Annotated in this window: 19 protein-coding genes; 15 read left to right on the forward strand and 4 right to left on the reverse strand. The window is 62.1% G+C overall.

Annotated features, from left to right (window positions below; all coding sequences use genetic code 11):
• Positions 1 to 201 precede the first annotated feature (201 nt).
• Positions 202 to 1569 carry a CYTH domain-containing protein gene (locus AC19YT_RS13440; RefSeq protein WP_095108734.1) on the reverse strand — a complete coding sequence of 456 codons (1368 nt, stop codon included), beginning with the start codon at positions 1567 to 1569 and terminating at the stop codon, positions 202 to 204.
• 157 nt (positions 1570 to 1726) lie between these two features.
• Between AC19YT_RS13440 and argE the strand changes: the two genes are divergently transcribed.
• Positions 1727 to 2875 carry an acetylornithine deacetylase gene (gene argE, locus AC19YT_RS13445; protein ID WP_500610439.1) on the forward strand — a complete coding sequence of 383 codons (1149 nt, stop codon included), beginning with the start codon at positions 1727 to 1729 and terminating at the stop codon, positions 2873 to 2875.
• A gap of 132 nt (positions 2876 to 3007) precedes the next feature.
• Positions 3008 to 4306 carry an amino-acid N-acetyltransferase gene (gene argA, locus AC19YT_RS13450; RefSeq protein WP_095108737.1) on the forward strand — a complete coding sequence of 433 codons (1299 nt, stop codon included), beginning with the start codon at positions 3008 to 3010 and terminating at the stop codon, positions 4304 to 4306.
• Positions 4307 to 4432: 126 nt separating this feature from the next.
• Here the strand turns inward: argA and tauA are convergent, their stop codons facing one another.
• Positions 4433 to 5419, reverse strand: coding sequence for a taurine ABC transporter substrate-binding protein (gene tauA, locus AC19YT_RS13455; protein ID WP_500610440.1), 987 nt, complete (start codon positions 5417 to 5419; stop codon positions 4433 to 4435).
• Between the two features lie 345 nt (positions 5420 to 5764).
• Here tauA and AC19YT_RS13460 point away from each other — a divergent pair, with 345 nt between their 5' ends.
• The 10 genes from AC19YT_RS13460 to AC19YT_RS13505 all read left to right on the forward strand — a co-directional run bounded on the left by AC19YT_RS13460 (position 5765) and on the right by AC19YT_RS13505 (position 14673).
• Complete coding sequence (locus tag AC19YT_RS13460; protein ID WP_095108739.1) at positions 5765 to 7096, forward strand: OprD family porin; 1332 nt, start codon at positions 5765 to 5767, stop codon at positions 7094 to 7096.
• Between the two features lie 236 nt (positions 7097 to 7332).
• A complete protein-coding gene (locus tag AC19YT_RS13465; RefSeq protein ID WP_095108740.1) occupies positions 7333 to 7971 on the forward strand; it encodes a peroxiredoxin in 639 nt (212 codons plus the stop codon).
• A gap of 220 nt (positions 7972 to 8191) precedes the next feature.
• A complete protein-coding gene (gene ssuE / locus AC19YT_RS13470; RefSeq protein ID WP_500598489.1) occupies positions 8192 to 8785 on the forward strand; it encodes an NADPH-dependent FMN reductase in 594 nt (197 codons plus the stop codon).
• A 90-nt stretch (positions 8786 to 8875) separates the two neighbouring features.
• On the forward strand, positions 8876 to 9844 hold the full coding sequence (locus AC19YT_RS13475; protein ID WP_500598490.1) for a sulfonate ABC transporter substrate-binding protein: 969 nt from the start codon (positions 8876 to 8878) through the stop codon (positions 9842 to 9844).
• A 25-nt stretch (positions 9845 to 9869) separates the two neighbouring features.
• A complete protein-coding gene (gene ssuD, locus AC19YT_RS13480; RefSeq protein WP_095108743.1) occupies positions 9870 to 11018 on the forward strand; it encodes an FMNH2-dependent alkanesulfonate monooxygenase in 1149 nt (382 codons plus the stop codon).
• Positions 11019 to 11027: 9 nt separating this feature from the next.
• Positions 11028 to 11813: an aliphatic sulfonate ABC transporter permease SsuC gene (ssuC, locus tag AC19YT_RS13485; protein ID WP_095108744.1), complete on the forward strand. Its 786-nt coding sequence runs from the start codon at positions 11028 to 11030 to the stop codon at positions 11811 to 11813.
• Positions 11810 to 12616, forward strand: a complete 807-nt coding sequence (gene ssuB, locus AC19YT_RS13490) for an aliphatic sulfonates ABC transporter ATP-binding protein (RefSeq protein WP_095108745.1) — start codon at positions 11810 to 11812, stop codon at positions 12614 to 12616. Before ssuC ends, ssuB begins: the two co-directional genes overlap by 4 nt.
• 109 nt (positions 12617 to 12725) lie before the next feature.
• Positions 12726 to 12941: a TOBE domain-containing protein gene (locus AC19YT_RS13495; protein WP_003213899.1), complete on the forward strand. Its 216-nt coding sequence runs from the start codon at positions 12726 to 12728 to the stop codon at positions 12939 to 12941.
• 197 nt (positions 12942 to 13138) lie between these two features.
• Entirely contained in the window at positions 13139 to 13459 is a 321-nt protein-coding gene (locus AC19YT_RS13500; protein WP_095108746.1) for a helix-turn-helix domain-containing protein, read from the forward strand.
• A complete protein-coding gene (locus AC19YT_RS13505; protein ID WP_095108747.1) occupies positions 13459 to 14673 on the forward strand; it encodes a type II toxin-antitoxin system HipA family toxin in 1215 nt (404 codons plus the stop codon). The genes AC19YT_RS13500 and AC19YT_RS13505 overlap by 1 nt, the downstream gene beginning before the upstream one ends.
• Before the next feature lie 3 nt (positions 14674 to 14676).
• Here the strand turns inward: AC19YT_RS13505 and AC19YT_RS13510 are convergent, their stop codons facing one another.
• Positions 14677 to 15315 carry a TetR/AcrR family transcriptional regulator gene (locus tag AC19YT_RS13510; RefSeq protein ID WP_095108748.1) on the reverse strand — a complete coding sequence of 213 codons (639 nt, stop codon included), beginning with the start codon at positions 15313 to 15315 and terminating at the stop codon, positions 14677 to 14679.
• A 135-nt stretch (positions 15316 to 15450) separates the two neighbouring features.
• On the reverse strand, positions 15451 to 16827 hold the full coding sequence (locus AC19YT_RS13515) for a glutamine synthetase family protein (protein ID WP_095108749.1): 1377 nt from the start codon (positions 16825 to 16827) through the stop codon (positions 15451 to 15453).
• 278 nt (positions 16828 to 17105) lie between these two features.
• Between AC19YT_RS13515 and AC19YT_RS13520 the strand changes: the two genes are divergently transcribed.
• The 3 genes from AC19YT_RS13520 to AC19YT_RS13530 are packed head-to-tail and all read left to right on the forward strand — an operon-like array spanning position 17106 to position 20702.
• Positions 17106 to 17882 (forward strand): gamma-glutamyl-gamma-aminobutyrate hydrolase family protein, encoded by a 777-nt coding sequence (locus AC19YT_RS13520; RefSeq protein WP_095108750.1) that lies wholly within the window; start codon positions 17106 to 17108, stop codon positions 17880 to 17882.
• Positions 17883 to 17920: 38 nt separating this feature from the next.
• Positions 17921 to 19279, forward strand: a complete 1359-nt coding sequence (locus AC19YT_RS13525; protein WP_095108751.1) for a glutamine synthetase family protein — start codon at positions 17921 to 17923, stop codon at positions 19277 to 19279.
• 58 nt (positions 19280 to 19337) lie between these two features.
• A complete protein-coding gene (locus tag AC19YT_RS13530) occupies positions 19338 to 20702 on the forward strand; it encodes an aspartate aminotransferase family protein (protein ID WP_500610441.1) in 1365 nt (454 codons plus the stop codon).
• The last annotated feature ends 194 nt before the right edge of the window (positions 20703 to 20896 follow it).

The raw sequence follows: 20896 nt of genomic DNA on the forward strand, positions 1-20896 counted from the left end.
CTCTGTGATATCAGCGTGACAGTGTCATTATTTTGTTGTTTTTATCGGATCAAATCCGACGAACGGTAAGTTGTCATAAATACGGCGTTTATTTGACGGTCGGTGACCTGTCATTCAGCCCCACGACGGCGGCCAACCGTTACAAAAAAGGGCAGTGCAGGGCGATCGTCCCTGGCACTGCCCTTTTTCAAAACCCTGCGCTTAGAGGCGCAGCAGGGTTTTCCAGGCGCGGTTTTGGTACACCGCAATGGCCTGATGCTTGCGCACGTCCAGGGACTCTTCGGTGATTGGCTCGTTGGCCAGTTGCTGCAACTTGTTCAGCTCGCCGTAGAGGCGATCCAGTTCCGGGATTTCCAGCACGTGGCGGGCGTGGTGCAACCAGGCCTGGATGCGCTCGATGCGCGGCAGTTGCTCGGCCAGGTCTTCGGGTTGCTGCTGGTAGCGTTGCAGTTGCAGGGCCACGGCTTCGTCGCCCAGCAGGCGCGGCAGCCAACTGCTCAACTGCGCGGCGCCCTGGCGGTTGCCACGGGTGTTGCGCTCGGCGGTCCAGGTGCGGGCCAGCAGCCAGCGCGAGGCGTTGAGGGAGAACTGGCCCCAGCGCGGGTCCTGGAGTTCTTCGAGGAACTGCTCCGGCGCGGCTTTGCGCACGTCTTCGTCGTCTTGCCCGGCCTGGACCAGCGGGCGCCAGTCTTCGAGCAGGGCGTCCAGGGCCAGGCGCAGTTCGCTGGTGGCCTGGCGCGGCGCAGCCTGGCCGAGGCTGGCGATCAGGGCGCGCATTTCGGCGAGGTTGTCCACCCAGTCCTGTAACAGGCGCCAGTGGCCATTGAAGCGATATTGTTCGGCCAGGCGCTGGCTGCTGCCCAGCAAGTGCCAGCTCAGGGCGGCGAAGGCGTCGTCCAACGGCGTTTCGGCACTCAGTTGTGGTGCCGGCAGGCTCAAGGAATAGCTGTTGGCGTCGAACAGGCGATAGCCGCGCTCGGCCTTGCTGATGTCGCACGGCATCAGCGCCAGGGTGGCGGCCAGTTCGGCGGCCAGCTCCAGCAGGGCGCTGGGTTCGCCTTCGCGCAGTTCCAGCTCCAGCTCACAGATTTCTTCTTTCTGTTTACCGGCGATCACCAGGCCCAGGTCCAGGGCCGCTTCGATCACCACCTTGGCCTTGCCACGGCCCCAGGCGATTTCCGCGCGCTCGCGCACGAAGTCGGTGGTGAAGATCGGCTTGAGGGTTTTTTTGTCCAGCTCGGCCAACTGCTCGGGCCAGCATTCGCCGTCGAGTTTCTTCACGTCGAGCTTGGCTTTGGGCAGGTCCCAGTTGTATTCGTTGCGCTCTGACAGGCCTGCAACGCTTTGCCCGCGGGTTTTGAGGGTCTGGATGATGGCCTCGCCATCCTTGCGCAGGCGCAGGGCCACCTTGGCCTGGGCCAGGTCGCGCTCGGGGGTGTCGAAGTATTGGTTCATCAACTCACGGCGTTCCCAGCCACTTTTGTTGCGTTTTTTCAGTAACGGGTGCTCGCGCAGGGCAGCGAGGGTTTCGCGGCTGACGCGCAGTTTGATTTCGGTTTCTTTGTGCATGGCCGGAAAATCCAGGATCGGGAGCGCAGCCGGAGGGAATGTGTGGCTGCCAAGGCCGTGCAGTGTACAGGACTCGCCGGCCCAGGGTCGGCCAACGGTTTATTGTGCGGCGAAGATGGCACTATGATGAGACTCATTGCCTTCCAGGAGCCCGCGCATGCCTTTGCCGTCGATGAAAGACCAGTTCGCTGCGCTGATTGCCGCGCCCTCGGTGAGTTGTACCCAGGCGCACCTGGACCAGTCCAACCGTGGCGTGATCGACCTGCTTGCCACCTGGCTGGGTGATTTGGGTTTTGCTTGTGAGCTCCAGCAGGTCAGCCCGGGCAAGTTCAACCTGTTGGCCAGTTACGGCAGTGGCCCCGGTGGCCTGGTGCTGGCCGGGCATAGCGACACTGTGCCTTTCGACGAAGCGCTGTGGCAGACCGATCCGCTGAAACTGACGGAAATCGACGGCCGCTGGGTAGGCCTGGGCAGTTGCGATATGAAAGGGTTTTTCGCTTTGGCCATCGAGGCGGTGTTGCCGCTGTTGGGCCAACCCTTCAAGCAGCCACTGCTGATCCTCGCCACTTGCGATGAAGAAAGCTCCATGGCCGGCGCCCGTGCCCTGGCCGAGGCGGGTCGGCCCCTGGGCCGTGCGGCGGTGATCGGCGAGCCGACCGGGCTCAAGCCGATCCGCTTGCACAAAGGGGTGATGATGGAGCGCATCGACATCCTCGGGCGCAGCGGCCATTCCTCCGACCCGCGCCTGGGCCACAGTGCCCTGGAAGCCATGCACGACGCCATGGGCGAACTGCGCGGCCTGCGCCTGGCGTGGCAGCGCGAATACCGCAACCCACAGTTCTCGGTGCCCCAGCCGACGCTCAACTTCGGCTGCATCCACGGTGGCGACAACCCCAACCGCATCTGCGGCCAATGCTCCCTGGAATTCGACCTGCGGCCCTTGCCGGGCATGGACCCGGCCGCCCTGCGCGCGGCCATCCGGCACAAGCTTGAACCGGTGGCCGAGCGGCATCAGGTGCAAATCGACTACGCGCCGCTGTTCCCCGAAGTGCCGCCCTTCGAGCAACGCGAAGACGCCGAGCTGGTGCAACTGGCCGAACGTCTAACCGGCCATCGCGCGCAAGCAGTAGCGTTTGGCACCGAAGCACCTTATCTTCAGCGCCTTGGCTGCGAGACGCTGGTGCTCGGCCCGGGCGATATCGCCTGCGCCCACCAACCGGGGGAATACCTCGAAATGTCACGTTTGCAGCCTACCGTGCATCTATTACGTCAACTGATCCAACACTACTGCCTGACCCCGGCCTGATCCGCCGGTTGCCAGCCCCCGACCCCAAGGAGAGTGCGCGTGTTGCCAAGCCTGTTCCGACGATAACCAACAGCCCGCTGTGCGTTTTGTGCCCACCCTTTTTTCGGCTGCTTTTTATTACAGGTTCAGGTCATGCCCGAATACGTCAATTGGCTTCGTCACGCGTCTCCCTACATCAATGCCCACCGCGACTGCACCTTTGTGGTGATGCTGCCCGGTGACGGCGTCGAGCATCCCAACTTCGGCAATATCGTCCACGACCTGGTGCTGCTGCACAGCCTGGGCGTGCGTTTGGTGCTGGTCCACGGCTCGCGCCCGCAGATCGAAACCCGCCTCGCCGCCCGCGGCCTGATCCCCCATTACCATCACGGCATGCGCATCACCGACGCCGCGACCCTGGAATGCGTGATCGACGCCGTGGGCCAGTTGCGCATCGCCATTGAAGCGCGGCTGTCCATGGACATGGCCGCCTCGCCCATGCAGGGCTCGCGCCTGCGGGTGGCCAGCGGCAACCTGGTCACCGCGCGGCCCATCGGCGTGCTTGAAGGCGTCGACTACCACCATACCGGTGAGGTGCGCCGGGTCGACCGCAAGGGCATCAATCGCCTGCTGGACGAGCGCTCCATCGTGCTGCTGTCGCCGTTGGGCTATTCGCCCACCGGGGAAATCTTCAACCTCGCCTGCGAAGACGTGGCTACCCGCGCCGCCATCGACCTGGGTGCCGACAAATTACTGCTGTTTGGCGCCGACACCGGCCTGATCGACGCTGATGGCCGCTTGGTGCGCGAGCTGCGCCCGCAACAGGTGCCCGCGCACCTGGCGCGCCTGGGCAGCAACTACCAGGGCGAATTGCTCGACGCGGCCGCCGAGGCCTGCCGTGGCGGTGTGGCCCGCAGCCATATCGTCAGTTATGTGGAAGATGGCGCGCTGCTGACCGAGCTATTCACCCGTGACGGCGGTGGCACCCTGGTGGCCCAGGAGCAATTCGAGTTGGTACGCGAGGCGGCCATCGAAGACGTCGGTGGCTTGCTGGACCTCATCAGCCCCTTGGAAGAGCAGGGGATTTTGGTGCGCCGCTCGCGGGAAGTGCTGGAACGGGAAATCGAGCAGTTCAGCGTGGTCGAGCGCGAGGGCATGATTATCGCCTGCGCGGCGCTGTATCAGATCGCCGACTCGGACGCCGGCGAACTGGCGTGCCTGGCGGTCAGCCCGGAATATCGCCACGGTCGGCGCGGCGACGAATTGCTCGAGCGCATCGAAAGCCGCGCCCGGGCCCAGGGCCTTAAAACCCTGTTCGTGCTCACCACCCGCACCGCCCATTGGTTCCGCGAACGCGGCTTCGTGCCCAGCAGCGTCGAACGCCTGCCCTCGGCGCGAGCGTCGCTGTACAACTACCAGCGCAACTCGAAGATCTTCGAAAAGGCACTTTGATAGAAGGCCGAGTTCGGTTCCTCTGGGAGCGAGCCTGCTCGCGATGACGCTCTACCCGCCAACATCCTCGTTGGCTGGCACTCGGTTATCGCCAGCAGGCTCGCGCCCCTAGAGGCCGATTGCCCCTCAATGCGCGATGAACTTCGCACTCACATACGGCCCATAGTCGGGCAGCACCGTTTCGACCTTGCCTTGTTCCTTGAGAAACCTGGCCGTTTCGCCAATTGCCTTGGCCGTGCCGCCGTCCAGCAGCGCGCTGCTTTTTTGCGCCTGGGCGTCGGGGAAGGTGGAGCCGGCGAGCAGTTCAGGGATGTCGGCGGCGTTGGCGCCGGTCAGTTTGGCGATTTTTTGTACAGGCACCGATTCGGCCGTCCAGGTGGCTTTGTTCGCTGCATAGTCAGCGAACGCATCCAGGGTCACTTTGGCGAATTGGGCAATCACCTCGGGGTGCTTCTCGGCGTAATCCTTGCGCGCCACCCACACCTCAAACGTCGGTGCGCCCCATTGGCCGACTTGGGCGGCGTCGGTCAGGGTCTTGCCGTTTTTGCGGATTTCCCCCAGGGCCGGCGACCAAACGAACGCGCCGTCGATGTCGCCGCGCTTCCAGGCTGCGGCAATCTGCGCCGGTTGCAGGTTCACCACTTTTACTTGCGAGGTGCTCAGGCCCCAATGCTTGAGGGCGCCGAGCAGGCTGTAGTGGGAGGTGGACACGAACGGCGTGGCGATGGTCTTGCCGATCAGGTCTTGGGGTTTGTCGATGCCGCTGCCGTTGCGCACCACCAGGGCCTCGGCGGCGTTGATCTGCGCCGCCACTAGAAAGGTGACGATCGGCACATTGCGTGACGCGGCGGCGGCCAGGGGGCTGGAGCCCAGGTTGCCGATCTGCACATCCCCCGAGGCAATGGCTGCGACCACCTCCGGGCCGCTGTTGAAGCGGCGCCAGTCGATCACCTGGCCGGTGGTTTTTTCATACAGGCCATCGGCCTGGGGGACTTTGCTGGGGTCGATGCCGGTTTGATAGCCCACGGTGAGGTCGGCGGCATGGGCGGCAAACGCCACGGCCAGGGAGGCGAAAAGGGTGGCAAATTGACTCAGAACGACGGGTTTGGCCATGATGGCGCGCCTTTTTTGACGGAATTGATTTACGTCAAAGCTAAGCGATCTAAAAAACGTCTAATAAATATCTTTTAAGAATTAGCTTATGTGCCGATACGCTTTTATTCGGCCCGTTTTGCTTTATTCCTGAAAGGTATGAAAAAGAACGAAACAATTCTTTTTGGGTTTATGAAAAACTCATTACCCTAGGGGCGAATTGGCAGCGGTTAGACCTTGGTCGTAGACATAAGTGGTTACGATTGACTTATCAGTCACGGTCTGGCGCTAATCGCGCATCTGTGGATCCCGGGCTTCAGACCCAGGACCAAAGAACACAAGAATTAGAAACGAGAGGAGCGAAACATGAACAAGTCCACGTTGGCCCTGGCTGTTGCCGTTGGGGTGTTGGCACAGCAAGCTGGCGCCGCCGGTTTTATCGAAGACAGCAAGGCGAGCATCACTGCCCGCAACTTCTACATCAACTCAGATAACCGTGATGGCACCGCCAATCCTTCCAAGCAGGAAGAATGGGGCCAAGGTTTCATCTTCAACTTCGCTTCCGGCTACACCCAAGGCACTGTGGGCTTTGGTGTGGACGCCATCGGCCTGTACGGCGTCAAGCTCGATTCGGGCAAGGGCACGCACTACAACGCCAACAGCGCGGGCAAGGGCGGCCTGGTGTTCCCAAGTGACAGCGACGGCCGTGCCGTGGACGATTTCAGCAGCCTGGGCCTGACCGCCAAGGTCAAGGTGTCCAAGACTGAACTGCGCCTGGGCACCCTGCTGCCAAAACTGCCGGTGGTGACTTCCAACGATGGTCGCCTGCTGCCGCAGACCTTCGAGGGTGGCCAGATCACCTCCAACGACATCGAGAACCTGACCCTGGTCGGCGGTAAGTTGGAACACGCCAAAGGTCGTAACTCGACCAACAACGACTCGCTGACCATCGCGGGCTCCAACGGCGCCACCACCACCAAGACCTCGAACAAGCGCAGCAACGAGTTCTACTTCGCCGGTGGTGACTACAAAATCACCAAAGACCTGACTGCCCAGTACTACTACGGCAACCTGGAAGATTTCTACAAACAGCACTTCCTGGGCCTGACCCACAACTGGGCACTGCCAGTGGGCGCGATCAAGAGCGACCTGCGTTACTTCAATAGCAGCTCCGACGGCAAGAACGGCAACCAGGAAGGTCGCTTGGCCGGCTACCGTTCCAGCGGCTACCAGAACAACGGTGGTGAAGTGGACAACCGTACCTGGAGCGCCAAGTTCACCTATAGCCTGCAAGGCCACGCGGTCAGCGCCGGCTACCAGCGCGTCAACGGCACCAGCGACTTCCCGTTCCTGAACCAGGGTGACGGTGCTTCGGCCTACCTGATTACCGACTCCCAGATCGGCAAGTTCCAGCGTGCCGGCGAGCGCACCTGGCTGGCTCAGTACGCCTATGACTTCGCCGCTATCGGCGTGCCTGGCCTGACCACTTCTGTGATCTACCTCAAGGGCGACAACGTGGCGACCTCGGCCGGCGACAAGGGCGAGTGGGAACGCGACTTCAACCTCGGCTACGTGGTGCCCGAAGGTACGTTCAAGGGCGTGGGCCTGGCGTGGAAAAACGCTTCCCTGCGTTCCGACGTGGCGCGTAACCAAGACGAAAACCGTCTGATCGTCAGCTACACCCTGCCGATTCTGTAACCCCGCTTCAAAACCCCCGCCCGGCGCTATGCCGGGCGGGGCGTTTCACTTGCTCTCCCGCCTCTTTCTCCCAACCCTGCCAGCCTGTTTCGCGGGCGGATGGCGCGTGGACGTCGGGCCGTTCTGGCCACCTTTTAATATTCTTTTATGATCTAAATAAATCGATATTTATTCTTTTTAAATAAATTCCCTGGCAGGCACAGTAGGCTCAAACCGCACTCACCAGGAGCACCACCATGAGCCTTCGACTCGGCGATATCGCCCCCGACTTTGAACAGGATTCCAGCGCCGGCACCATCCGCTTCCACGAGTGGCTGGGCGATAGCTGGGGCGTGCTGTTTTCCCACCCGGCGGACTTCACCCCGGTGTGCACCACAGAGCTGGGTTTCACCGCCAAGCTCAAGGACGAATTCGCCCAGCGCGGCGTCAAGGCCATTGCCTTGTCCGTGGACCCGGTGGACTCGCACCACCGCTGGATCGAGGACATCAACGAGACGCAGAACACGATCGTCAACTTCCCGATCCTGGCCGATGCCGACCGCAAGGTTTCCGACCTTTATGACCTGATCCACCCCAACGCCAGCGACACCCTGACCGTGCGCTCGCTGTTCGTCATCGACCCGAATAAAAAGATTCGCCTGACCATCACCTACCCAGCCAGCACCGGGCGCAACTTCCACGAAATCCTGCGGGTGATCGACTCGCTGCAACTGACCGACCACTACAAAGTCGCCACCCCGGCCAATTGGCAGGACGGCGACGAGGTGGTGATCGTGCCCTCGCTCAAGGACGAAGACGAAATCAAGAAGCGCTTTCCCAAGGGCTACCGCGCAGTGAAGCCGTACCTGCGCCTGACGCCGCAGCCTAACCGCTGAGCTGGACGCCAGGTGGGGGTGAACTTATCCACAAAGCAGGGGATTTCAGGCCGTTTACGCGGCCTTTTTTTATGGGGGGTAGAAAGCCATTTGCATACTCATTTAAAGAATAAACAAATGAATAAATATGATTTATGGATATAAAAAACACCTGTTAAGGTCTGTCCATCGCAGCGAGATCGCCCACGGCGAATCGCCATAACCCTGAGGAATTATCTGCATGCTGGTCGTCTCTATCGGTGGCAGCCCCAGCCAACGCTCCCGTTCCGGAGTGCTGCTGGATCTCTCCAAACGCTGGCTGCAGCAACAGGGCGTGGAGGTGGTGAGTTATCAGGTGCGCGACTTTGCGGCCGAAGACTTGCTCCACGCGCGGTTCGACAGCCCCAAGGTCATCGACCTGCTGCAACAGATTGAAAATGCCGATGGCTTGCTGATTGCCACGCCGGTGTACAAGGCCTCGTTCGCCGGTGCGCTCAAGACCATCCTGGACCTGCTGCCCGAACGCGCCCTGAGCCACAAAGTGGTGCTGCCCATGGCCACCGGCGGCAGCATCGCCCACATGCTGGCGGTGGATTACGCGCTCAAACCGGTGCTGTCGGCGCTCAAGGCCCAAGAGATGCTCCACGGCATCTTTGCCGAGGACAGCCAGATCGCCTACGGCGAAGGCAGCGCCCAGCCGCAACTGGTGCCGGTGCTGGAAAAACGCTTGCACGAGGCCCTGGAGCAGTTCTACAGCGCCCTGGCGCGGCGGCCCAAGCCCCTTGACCCGCGGTTGCTGAATGAACGTTTGTTGAGTGCTCGCTGGAGCATTTGAGCCTTACCCAATACCGCTTTACCTCGCCTTACTTGGCCGCTAACGGCTCAGCAGGCGCAACCACTACCCAACCGCAAATAGGAGAGCGCCATGCGCCCTGTAATTTTGCGTCGCGGTCTGGTCGCGCTGTTCGCTGCGGCTGTGTCCTTCGGCGCCATCGTTCAAGCCCAAGCGGGCGAAACCCTGCGTATTGGCTATCAGAAGTACGGCACCCTGGTGCTGCTCAAAGCCAAGGGCACCCTGGAAAAACGCCTCGCCGCCCAAGGCGTCGAGGTGCACTGGACCGAATTCCCCGGCGGCCCGCAATTGCTCGAAGGGCTTAACGTGGGCTCTATCGACTTTGGCGTGACCGGCGAAACCCCACCCGTGTTCGCCCAGGCTGCCGGCGCCGACTTGCTCTACGTCGCCTACGAGCCGCCAGCCCCCACCAGCGAAGCCATCCTGGTGCCCAAGGGCTCGCCGATCCAATCGGTGCAAGACCTCAAGGGCAAGAAAGTGGTGCTCAACAAAGGCTCCAACGTGCATTACCTGCTGGTGCGCGCCCTGGCGGATTCGGGCCTCAAGTACACCGATATCCAGACCGTGTTCCTGCCGCCCGCCGATGCCCGCGCCGCGTTCGAGCGGGGCAGTGTCGACGCCTGGGTGATCTGGGACCCGTACCAGGCTGCCGCCGAGCAGCAACTGCAAGCGCGCACCCTGCGTGACGGCAGCGGCATCGTCGATAACCACCAGTTCTACCTGGCCACCAAGCCTTACACCGAAAAACACCCGCACGTGATAAAGGCCCTGGTCGAAGAAGTGCGCGCCGTGGGCGAATGGTCCAAGGCCAACCCTGAAGAGGTGACCCAGCAAGTCGCGCCGCTGTTGGGCCTGCCGGCCGACATCACCCTGACGTCGGTCAAGCGCCAGGGCTACGGTGCGTTGTTCCTCACCCCCGAGGTGGTCGCCGCGCAACAGAAAATCGCCGACGCCTTCTACCAGCTCAAGCTGATCCCCAAACCGCTGACCATCAAAGACGTGATCTGGACGCCGCCCGCGGCCGTGGCCACAGCGCCTTAATTCGCCTTCCTTAGGAGACCACTCCATGAGCCTCAATATTTTCTGGTTCCTGCCTACCCACGGCGACGGCCATTACCTTGGCACCGCCGAAGGCGCTCGCGCCGTGGATCACGGTTACTTGCAGCAGGTTGCGCAAGCGGCCGATCGCCTGGGCTTTGGTGGCGTGCTGATTCCCACCGGGCGGTCCTGCGAGGACTCCTGGCTGGTGGCCGCGTCGCTGATCCCGGTGACCCAGCGGCTGAAATTCCTCGTGGCCCTGCGCCCGGGGATCATTTCGCCGACGGTGGCGGCGCGTCAGGCCGCGACCCTGGACCGTTTGTCCGGCGGCCGGGCGTTGTTCAACTTGGTGACGGGCGGCGACCCGGAAGAATTGGCCGGCGATGGCTTATTCCTCAGCCACGAAGAGCGCTACCAGGCCTCGGTGGAGTTCACCCGCATCTGGCGCCGCGTACTCGAAGGCGAAACCGTGGACTACGACGGCCAGCACATCAGCGTCAAAGGCGCCAAATTGCTCTACCCGCCGATCCAGCAACCGCGCCCGCCGCTGTACTTTGGCGGTTCCTCGGAGGCGGCCCAGGACTTGGCCGCCGAGCAGGTGGAAATGGTCCTGACCTGGGGCGAACCGCCGGCAGCCGTGGCGGAAAAAATCGAGCAAGTGCGCGCCAAGGCCGCCAAGCTGGGGCGCACCGTGCGCTTCGGTATCCGCTTGCATGTGATCGTGCGGGAAACCAACGAAGAGGCCTGGAAAGCCGCCGACAAACTCATCTCCCACCTGGACGAAGACACCATCGCCCGTGCCCAGGCGTCTCTGGCGCGCTTCGACTCGGTGGGCCAGCAACGCATGGCCGCGCTGCACGGCGGCAGCCGCGACAACCTGGAGGTCAGCCCCAACCTGTGGGCGGGCGTGGGCCTGGTGCGCGGCGGTGCCGGCACGGCGCTGGTGGGCGATGGCCCGACCGTGGCGGCGCGGGTCAAGGAATACGCGGCGCTGGGCATCGACACCTTTATTTTCTCTGGCTACCCGCACCTGGAAGAGTCGTACCGCGTGGCCGAGCTGTTGTTCCCGCACTTGGATGTGGAACGCCCCGAGGTGCCGAAAACCGGCGGCTACGTGAGCCCGTTCGGTGAGATGGTGGCCAACGACATCCTCCCCAAAGCCGCGTCCCAGAGCTGAGGCGTGGTCATGAACAACAAACTTATCCACAGCCTGGCGCCCTGGTTGCTGCCGGTGCTGCTGCTGGCGGTGTGGCAGTTGTCGGTGTCGGCGGGGTGGCTGTCTACGCGGATTCTGCCCGCGCCGAGCGCGGTGATTGGCGCAGGCGTTGAGTTGGTGCGCAGCGGCGATATCTGGCAGCACCTGGCGATCAGCGGCTGGCGTGCGGGCTTGGGGTTCGTCATCGGCGGCGGTATCGGCCTGGCCCTGGGCTTTATCACCGGCCTGTCGAAGTGGGGCGAACGCCTGCTGGACAGTTCGGTGCAAATGATCCGCAACGTGCCGCACCTGGCGTTGATCCCGTTGGTGATCCTGTGGTTCGGCATCGATGAGTCGGCGAAGATTTTCCTGGTCGCCCTGGGCACGCTGTTCCCGATCTACCTCAATACCTACCACGGCATCCGCAACGTCGACCCGGCGCTGGTGGAAATGGCGCGCAGCTACGGGTTGTCCGGGTTCGGCCTGTTCCGCCAGGTGATCCTGCCCGGCGCTTTGCCGTCGATTCTGGTGGGCGTGCGCTTTGCCCTGGGCTTTATGTGGTTGACGTTGATCGTGGCCGAGACCATTTCCGCCAGCTCCGGCATCGGCTACCTGGCGATGAACGCCCGCGAATTCCTGCAAACCGATGTGGTGGTGCTGGCCATCGTCCTTTACGCGGTGCTCGGCAAACTCGCCGACCTCGCGGCCCGTGGCCTGGAGCGCGTGTGGCTGCGCTGGCACCCGGCCTATCAAGTGGCCAAGGGAGGTGCGGCATGACCGCTCAACAACCGCCGCGCCTGCTGCGCGGTATTCCGCTGGCGGTGCGCAAGCTGCAAAAAACCTTCGGCGCGCGCCAGGTGCTGCGCGAAATCGACCTGCATATCCCGGCCGGGCAATTTGTCGCGGTGGTGGGGCGCAGCGGCTGCGGCAAGAGCACCTTGCTGCGCCTGCTCGCCGGCCTCGACCTGCCCAGCGGCGGCGAACTGCTCGCCGGCTCCGCGCCGCTGAGCGCGGCCCGCGACGACACGCGGCTGATGTTCCAAGAGGCGCGTTTGCTGCCCTGGAAAAAAGTCATCGACAACGTGGGCCTGGGGCTCACGGGCAACTGGCGCGCCAAGGCCTTGGAGGCCCTCGACGCGGTAGGCCTTGCCGACCGCGCCGAGGAATGGCCGGCGGCGCTGTCCGGGGGCCAGAAACAACGGGTGGCCCTGGCCCGCGCGCTGATCCATCAACCGCGCCTGCTGCTGCTCGACGAGCCGCTGGGCGCGCTGGACGCCCTGACCCGCATCGAGATGCAGCAACTGATCGAACGCCTCTGGCAGCAACACGGCTTCACCGTGCTGCTGGTGACCCACGATGTCAGCGAGGCCGTGGCCATCGCCGACCGGGTGATCCTGATCGAAGACGGCGAAGTCGGCCTGGACCTTGTCGTGGAACTGCCACGCCCCCGGGTCCGCGGCTCCCATCGCCTGGCCACCCTGGAAACCGAAGTGCTTAACCGCGTGCTGTCGCTGCCCGGCAGCCCGCCCGAACCAGAACCCGTGTCACCCCTGCCCACGCAACTGCGTTGGGCGCAATGAAGGCAGTTGCAAGTGTTGAGCTGCAAGCTTCAAGAGGAAGCGCTTTTGCTTTGACTTGCCGCTTGAAGCTTGCCGCTCGCCACTCAATACCGACCCTAGGAGCAACACCATGACCATTAAAGCCATCAACGTGCGCAACCAGTTCAAAGGCACCATCAAGGAAATTGTCGAAGGCGATGTGTTGTCGGAAATCGACGTGCAAACCGCTTCCGGCATCGTCACTTCCGTCATCACCACTCGCTCGGTCAAAGAGCTGGAACTGGTGATCGGCAGCGAGGTGATCGCTTTTGTTAAATCCACCGAGGTTTCCATCGCCAAGTTGTGATCCATGCGCCAGGCACGGCCCCGGACGGCGTGAGCCCTTCGGGGTTTTTTATGGGAGGTTATTTGCTTTTAAAGGGCGTTTTAATGCCCATTAATCAATATAAAGAGCCTTAAAGTGCGCTTTATGAGTATTTTATTTAGGGTTAATCGGTGCTAGGGTGCGTCTTAAGGGTTTTTAGAGGCACTGAGGCGCGCTTTATGACTGAGTTTTTTCCCATCGAATGCAGCGATAACCTGCACGCCATCGGGCTTTTGGTAAAAAGCCGTCGCCTACAAACCAAGCAGCGCCAGAAGGATCTTGCGCGGGCGTTGGGGGTTTCCGAGCGCAGTTTGCGCAAGATCGAGTCTGGCGACCCCTCGGTGGAGTTGCGCTCATTCATGCTGGTGCTTTGGCATTTGGGGCTGACCGGCGAAGTGTTCCGCAGCCTCGAGCAGTTGGCGTCTTCGTCGCAATTTCAGGTCCATGATCCGCGTGCCGCCGTGCGGGTGCGGTTACCCAAGCCGAAGGGGGAATTCTGATGGGGCGCGCATACATTTACATGGAGCACCCGCAAACGGGCGACGTGCTGACCCTCGGGCGTTTGACCCTCAGCCAGGGGCAGGGCGAGTTCGTCTACGACCCCGACTACGTCGCCACCCAGGGCTGGGTGCCGGACCCGATTCGCTACCCGCTGCGTGAGGAGCCCTTCAGTGCCATCACGAAAAACCAGGGCGTGCCCGGTTTTATCAACGACGCCATGCCTGACGGGTGGGGCGAACGGGTGCTGCGTGATATTGCGCGAGCCGAACTGGCGCCGATCGATTATCTGCTCAAGTCGCCCAACAACGACCGCGCGGGCAACTTGATGGTGGGCACGACACGCCATCCGCCGCCCGGCCTGGGCCGCGAGCCGTTGCCGAGCCTCAAGGGGCTGGCACCATTCATAGAAGCTGCCGAGGCGATTTTCGACAACCAGTTGGACGACGAAGCCATCGCTACGTTGAAGATGCGCAAGCAGCGTTCGTCCCTGGGCGGGGCTCGGCCCAAGCGGACCTTGCAAGATCAGGGGGTGTTGATGCTGGTCAAGCCTCGCGACCGCTATGACAGTTGCGATGTACCGGCGCTGGAACACGCGTGCATGACCTTCGCAGCCCTCAAGGGCCTGAATGTGGCGCGCACAGCGCTGTATGCGGGCCAGCCATCGACCTTGCTGGTCAAGCGCTTCGATCGCCTGCCGCCCGCCGACAGCGGCCGCCGCATTCCTATGTTGAGCGCCCTGACGTTGCTCGATGCCGATTGGCATGGCGCTGACCACAGCGCCTGGGTGTATGGCGCCTTGGCCAATGAGCTACAGCGCCGGGGCGCGCCGGATGAGGACCGGCATGAGTTGTTCAAGCGCATGTGCTTCAACGCCCTGGTGGGCAACGACGACGATCATCCAAAGAACCACGCGGTGCTTTGGTTGGGGCAAGGTTGGCGCCTGGCGCCGATGTACGACGTGGTGCCGAGCATGGACGGCAGTTCGCCCGCGTACTTGTCGATGGCGGTGGGGCGCGAAGGGCGGGTCATCAACCGCGGCAACCTGCTCAGCCACGCCGCGCATTTTGGCCTGGCACCGCAGCAGGCTAGCGACCTGTTGGACGAGGTCATCGGTTGGGAACCGCAGCTGCGCGAGCACTATGGGCAGCAGCTCGAGGGTGCGGCCTTGGCGTTTGCGCTGTCGGCCATTGGCGCGCAGCGCATGGCTGCCTAGGCCTCAGATCGGGTGTTCGCGCTTGGGCAAATAGGGCGGCAGATACAACCCCAAATAAGCGTCGAACACCCGCATGCCTTCCTCGGCCATGCGCGGGGTGATTTGCCCGTGTTGCTGCACCGAGCGGGCGTAGACGCGGTCGCCCAGTTCCATGGCCAGGGCGAAGACGTCAACGTCATCGGGTAGCCGGGGCAGTTGGAAGTGGTGGTCGAACAACTTGTGCATCAGGTCGCCCAGCTCGATGTCGTGCTGGCGGTCGGCCTGGGTGACTTCGGTGAGGCCGTGCTGGGCGAGGATCAATTGGCGGGCGGCGGCGTCCTGGTCGTAGATGTCCAGCATGCGTTGCTCCACCAGGCGCGAGAGGTCGTGCCAGCCCTTGAGCGGAGCGTGGTCGATGGGCGCTTGCAGGGCCGCGCGGAATGCGGCGTGGATATCGGCGGTCAAGGCTTCGAGCAGCGCCGGGACGCTGGCGAAAAAGTGATAGACCGAAGAGGCCGGAATACCCGCCAGTTTCGCCACGCCATAGATCGACAGGTTGGCCACGCCCTCGGCGGCCAGTAGCGTGCGGGCGGCATCGAGGATGGAGTCGATCCGCGCCTGGCTGCTGGTGCGGGGTTTACGGGGAGTGGCGGGGCGGGTCATCGAAATCTCCTGCAAGGCTGCGGGCATTGTACGTGATGACGTGGTGGTTCTGTCCTACATGAGCGCGCGCATTCCGTGGGCACAAAAAAACGCCGCGGGCCATGGGCCTGCGGCGTTGTTTTTGAGCGCCAGCGCTTACACGGTGTGCAAGTACCAGTTGTATTCGAGGTCGGAGATGGAGTGTTCGAACTCCTCCAGCTCGCTTTCCTTACAGGCGACGAAGATATCGATGTACTTAGGGTCGATGTACTTGGCCATTACTTCGCTGTCATCCAACTCGCGCAAGGCATCGCGCAGGTTGTTCGGCAGGCTTTGTTCGTTCTGCTCGTAGCTGTTGCCTTCCACCGGTGCGCCAGGCTCGATCTTGTTGGTCAAGCCGTGGTGCACACCCGCCAAAACCGAAGCCATCAGCAGGTAAGGGTTGGCGTCGGCGCCGGCCACGCGGTGTTCCAAGCGTACCGCGTCGGCGGAACCGGTGGGCACGCGCACGGCCACGGTGCGGTTATCCAGGCCCCAGCACGGCGCGTTCGGCACATAGAACTGTGCACCGAAGCGGCGGTAGGAGTTGACGTTGGGGCACAGGAAAGCCATTTGCGCGGGCAGGGTCTCCAGCACACCGCCGATCGCGTGACGCAGTGCGGCGTTCTGCTCGGGATCCTCGCTGGCGAAGATGTTCTTGCCATCTTTGTCCAGGATCGAAATGTGGACGTGCAAACCATTGCCAGCCTGGCCCGGGTAGGGCTTGGCCATGAAGGTGGTGTCCATTTCATGGTCGTAGGCGATGTTCTTGATGAGGCGCTTGAGCAGGACGGCGTAGTCGCAGGCCTTGATCGGGTCGGCGACGTGGTGCAGGTTCACCTCGAACTGCGCTGGGGCACTTTCCTTGACGATGGCGTCGGCGGGGATGCCTTGCTCTTTGGCGCCTTCGAGAATGTCCTGCAAGCAATCGACGTATTCGTCGAGGTCGTCGATCAGGTAGACCTGTGTCGAGTGCGGGCGCTTGCCGGAAATCGGTGAGCGTGGCGGTTGGGGGCGGCCGTTCACGTTCTCCTGGTCGATCAGGTAGAACTCCAGCTCGAATGCGGCGCAGATGGTCAGGCCCAACTCGTCGAACTTGGCCACGACCTGACGCAATACTTCACGCGGGTCGGCGAAGAACGGCTCGCCTTCGAGTTCGTGCATGGTCATCAACAGTTGCGCGGTAGGGCGCTTCTGCCAGGGTTCATTGCACAGGGTGTCGGGGATTGGATAACAGATTCGGTCAGCATCACCGATGTCCAGGCCAAGGCCGGTGCTTTCCACCGTAGAGCCGTTGATATCCAGGGCAAAAAGGGAGGCCGGCAGGTTGATGCCTTTCTCGTAAACCTTGTGGAGGCTGGTGCGTTCGATGCGCTTGCCGCGCACCACACCATTCATATCCGCAATCAGAAGGTCAACGTACAGAACCTCAGGATGTTCCTTAAGGAACGCGTTCGCTTCGTTAAGCTGAACGGCACGCGGGGGTACCGACATGATGCAACACCTTTGTTGTTAAAAATATCAATCATTGATCTCTTTGGATTCCAGTCAACCCGAACGGCATGCCGAAGTCAAGCGAGGCCTTTTGTGCCCTAAAAAAGCGCTAGCAGGCCATTTTAGGGGCAAATCGGGGCATTTTTTTGCCGTTATGGCGCTGGTCCTTCGCGGGCTTGAGCGGGCCGTGTTGTATTTTTTACGGGGGTGTTGTGTAAAAAAATGAACAAGGCTAAGCTCGATTCAAACCCATAACAGCAATAATACCGGGGTGCTACATGGCTCGCCTGCCCTTAATCGGCGTCACGGCCTGCTCCAAACAGGTCGGTCTGCATGCTTATCACATCAGTGGCGATAAGTACGTCCGGGCAGTGGCCACTGCTGCCAAGGGCTTGCCATTGATTATCCCGTCCCTCGGGCCCCTGCTCGAACCGACCGATATTCTTGACGGTCTGGACGGTCTCCTCTTTACCGGCTCACCCTCCAACGTCGAACCTTTTCATTACCGCGGGCCGGCCAGTGAGCCTGGCACTGCTCATGATCCTGCACGCGACGCCACCACCTTGCCCTTGATCCGCGCGGCCATCGCCGCGGGCGTACCGGTGCTGGGGATTTGCCGTGGCTTCCAGGAAATGAACGTGGCCTTTGGCGGTAGCCTGTACCAGAAGGTGCACGAAGTGCCGGGCATGCTCGACCACCGCGAAGACGACAGCCAACCCGTGGACGTGCAGTACGGCCCCGCACACGCGGTGAGCATTGTGCCGGGGGGCGTGTTGGCAGGGCTGGGCCTGCCGGGGCAGATCCAGGTCAACTCGATCCACAGCCAGGGTGTGCAGCATCTGGCGCCTGGGTTGCGGGCCGAGGCCACCGCGCCGGATGGCCTGATCGAGGCTTTTTCGGTCGTGCAAGGCAAGGCTTTTGCTTTAGGTGTGCAGTGGCACCCCGAATGGCAGGTAAGCTCCAACCCCGACTACCTCGCCATCTTCCAGGCCTTTGGCGAGGCCTGCCGCCAGCGTTCGATACAACGCGACGCCGATGCGTCAAACAACGCCTGACTTAATAAGAAGTCAGGACACTCAGCCCAGAGGCATTTATGAGTAACAACCTCGACCAGCTCACCGATTGGTTGAAAGACCACAAGATCACAGAAGTCGAATGCATGATTAGCGACCTGACCGGGATCACCCGGGGCAAGATCTCGCCGACCAACAAGTTCATCGCCGAAAAAGGCATGCGCCTGCCCGAGAGTGTCCTGCTGCAAACCGTAACGGGCGACTACGTCGAAGACGACATCTATTACGAACTGCTGGACCCGGCGGACATCGACATGATCTGCCGCCCCGACCAGAACGCGGTGTTTGTCGTGCCCTGGGCCGTCGAGCCCACCGCCCAGGTGATCCACGACACCTACGACAAGCAAGGCAACCCCATCGAGCTGTCGCCGCGCAACGTGCTCAAGAAAGTCCTGAAACTCTATGCCGACAAGGGCTGGCAGCCGATCGTGGCGCCGGAAATGGAGTTCTACCTGACCAAGCGCAGCGACGACCCCGACTACCCGTTGCAGCCGCCCGTGGGCCGCTCCGGGCGCCCGGAAACCGGTCGTCAGTCCTTCTCTATAGAAGCGGCCAACGAATTCGACCCGTTGTTTGAAGACGTCTACGACTGGTGCGAGTTGCAGGACCTGGACCTCGATACCTTGATCCACGAGGACGGCACGGCGCAGATGGAAATCAACTTCCGTCACGGCGATGCCCTGTCCCTGGCCGACCAGATCCTGGTGTTCAAGCGCACCATGCGCGAGGCGGCGCTCAAGCACGATGTGGCCGCCACCTTCATGGCCAAGCCCATGACCGGCGAGCCCGGCAGCGCCATGCACCTGCACCAGAGCATCATCGACCTGGAGACCGGCAAGAACGTGTTCTCCAACGAAGACGGCAGCATGAGCCAGCTGTTCCTGCACCACATCGGCGGCCTGCAGAAGTTCATCCCCGAGCTGCTGCCGCTGTTCGCGCCCAACGTCAACTCGTTCCGCCGCTTCCTGCCCGATACCTCGGCGCCGGTGAACGTGGAGTGGGGCGAAGAAAACCGCACCGTGGGCCTGCGTGTGCCGGATGCCGGCCCGCAGAACCGTCGCGTGGAAAACCGCTTGCCGGGCGCCGACGCCAACCCCTACCTGGCGATTGCCGCGAGCCTGTTATGCGGCTTCATCGGCATGGTCGAAGGGCTCAACCCCAGCGCGCCCGTGGTGGGCCGTGGCTACGAGCGACGCAACCTGCGCCTGCCGCTGACCATCGAAGACGCCCTGGAGCGCATGGAAAACAGCAAGACCATCGAGAAGTACCTGGGCCACAAATTCATCACCGGCTACGTCGCGGTCAAGCGGGCCGAGCATGAAAACTTCAAGCGCGTCATCAGTTCGTGGGAAAGGGAGTTCCTGCTCTTCGCCGTCTGATACGCCGGGCGTGGTGCCCAGGCGCCACGCGCTCACTTGGAACCATTAGGAGATTGGTATGACCAGCAACAACCCGCAAACCCGTGAATGGCAAGCCCTGAGCAACGACCATCACCTGGCGCCGTTCAGCGATTTCAAGCAATTGAAAGAGAAAGGCCCGCGCATCATCACCAACGCCAAGGGCGTTTACCTGTGGGACAGTGAAGGCAACAAGATCCTGGACGGCATGGCCGGCCTGTGGTGCGTGGCCATCGGCTACGGTCGCGATGAACTGGCCGATGCGGCCAGCAAACAGATGCGTGAACTGCCGTACTACAACCTGTTCTTCCAGACCGCTCACCCGCCCGTGCTGGAGTTGGCCAAGGTCATCGCCGATATCGCCCCGCAAGGTATGAAGCACGTGTTCTTCACCGGCTCGGGCTCCGAAGGCAACGACACCATGCTGCGCATGGTCCGCCATTACTGGGCGATCAAGGGCCAGCCGAACAAGAAAACCATCATCAGCCGCATCAACGGCTACCACGGCTCCACCGTCGCCGGCGCCAGCCTGGGCGGCATGACCTACATGCATGAGCAGGGCGACTTGCCGATCCCGGGCATCGTCCACATCCCGCAGCCTTATTGGTTCGGTGAAGGTGGCGACATGAGCGCCGAAGAGTTCGGCGTGTGGGCGGCCAACCAACTGGAAGAGAAAATCCTCGAAGTCGGTGTCGATAACGTCGGCGCCTTCATCGCCGAGCCGATCCAGGGCGCGGGCGGGGTGATCGTGCCGCCAGAAACCTACTGGCCGCGCATCAAGGAAATCCTCGCCAAGTACGACATCCTGTTCGTTGCCGACGAGGTGATCTGTGGTTTCGGCCGCACCGGTGAGTGGTTCGGTAGCGATTTCTACGGCCTCAAGCCCGACATGATGACCATCGCCAAGGGCCTGACCTCCGGCTACATCCCCATGGGTGGCCTGATCGTGCGCGACGAAGTGGTGGCGGTGCTCAACGAGGGCGGCGACTTCAACCATGGCTTCACCTATTCCGGCCACCCGGTTGCCGCAGCCGTGGCCCTGGAAAACATCCGCATTCTGCGCGACGAGAAAATTATCGAGCGCGTGCACAGCGAAACGGCACCGTACTTGCAAAAGCGTTTGCGTGAACTCAACGATCACCCGTTGGTGGGCGAAGTTCGCGGGGTGGGTTTGCTGGGGGCCATCGAGCTGGTCAAGGACAAGGCCACCCGTGCGCGCTATGAGGGCAAGGGCGTGGGCATGATCTGCCGGCAGTTCTGCTTCGATAACGGCCTGATTATGCGCGCCGTGGGCGACACCATGATTATCGCGCCGCCGCTGGTCATCAGCCTGGCCGAGATCGATGAGTTGGTAGCCAAGGCGCGCCTGTGCCTGGACCTGACCCTGAGTGCGTTACATGGCTAAGTGCTAGTCTCTGGGCCAGGGGCGCTCGTCGCGCCTGGCCCAGAGCAAGTTGAAGGAGGGTCTTTTTCTTGAAAGCCTGCCTTGGATCTTGCCAGACTACCCACCGTTCGAGTCGCCCAGGCGTTGGCCACCGGCTCTTGGTGAACAAGAATGTGGATTAAAAGAACAATTGGAGCATGTCGCATGAAGGCAGT

The sequence above is a fragment of the Pseudomonas sp. MF08875 genome, from assembly GCF_059862525.1.

Coding starts and splice junctions, on each gene's coding strand:
- AC19YT_RS13440 (WP_095108734.1), bottom strand. CDS start 1,569: ATGCACAAAGAAACCGAAATCAAACTGCGCGTCAGCCGCGAAACCCTC.
- argE (WP_500610439.1), top strand. CDS start 1,727: ATGCCTTTGCCGTCGATGAAAGACCAGTTCGCTGCGCTGATTGCCGCG.
- argA (WP_095108737.1), top strand. CDS start 3,008: ATGCCCGAATACGTCAATTGGCTTCGTCACGCGTCTCCCTACATCAAT.
- tauA (WP_500610440.1), bottom strand. CDS start 5,419: ATGGCCAAACCCGTCGTTCTGAGTCAATTTGCCACCCTTTTCGCCTCC.
- AC19YT_RS13460 (WP_095108739.1), top strand. CDS start 5,765: ATGAACAAGTCCACGTTGGCCCTGGCTGTTGCCGTTGGGGTGTTGGCA.
- AC19YT_RS13465 (WP_095108740.1), top strand. CDS start 7,333: ATGAGCCTTCGACTCGGCGATATCGCCCCCGACTTTGAACAGGATTCC.
- ssuE (WP_500598489.1), top strand. CDS start 8,192: ATGCTGGTCGTCTCTATCGGTGGCAGCCCCAGCCAACGCTCCCGTTCC.
- AC19YT_RS13475 (WP_500598490.1), top strand. CDS start 8,876: ATGCGCCCTGTAATTTTGCGTCGCGGTCTGGTCGCGCTGTTCGCTGCG.
- ssuD (WP_095108743.1), top strand. CDS start 9,870: ATGAGCCTCAATATTTTCTGGTTCCTGCCTACCCACGGCGACGGCCAT.
- ssuC (WP_095108744.1), top strand. CDS start 11,028: ATGAACAACAAACTTATCCACAGCCTGGCGCCCTGGTTGCTGCCGGTG.
- ssuB (WP_095108745.1), top strand. CDS start 11,810: ATGACCGCTCAACAACCGCCGCGCCTGCTGCGCGGTATTCCGCTGGCG.
- AC19YT_RS13495 (WP_003213899.1), top strand. CDS start 12,726: ATGACCATTAAAGCCATCAACGTGCGCAACCAGTTCAAAGGCACCATC.
- AC19YT_RS13500 (WP_095108746.1), top strand. CDS start 13,139: ATGACTGAGTTTTTTCCCATCGAATGCAGCGATAACCTGCACGCCATC.
- AC19YT_RS13505 (WP_095108747.1), top strand. CDS start 13,459: ATGGGGCGCGCATACATTTACATGGAGCACCCGCAAACGGGCGACGTG.
- AC19YT_RS13510 (WP_095108748.1), bottom strand. CDS start 15,315: ATGACCCGCCCCGCCACTCCCCGTAAACCCCGCACCAGCAGCCAGGCG.
- AC19YT_RS13515 (WP_095108749.1), bottom strand. CDS start 16,827: ATGTCGGTACCCCCGCGTGCCGTTCAGCTTAACGAAGCGAACGCGTTC.
- AC19YT_RS13520 (WP_095108750.1), top strand. CDS start 17,106: ATGGCTCGCCTGCCCTTAATCGGCGTCACGGCCTGCTCCAAACAGGTC.
- AC19YT_RS13525 (WP_095108751.1), top strand. CDS start 17,921: ATGAGTAACAACCTCGACCAGCTCACCGATTGGTTGAAAGACCACAAG.
- AC19YT_RS13530 (WP_500610441.1), top strand. CDS start 19,338: ATGACCAGCAACAACCCGCAAACCCGTGAATGGCAAGCCCTGAGCAAC.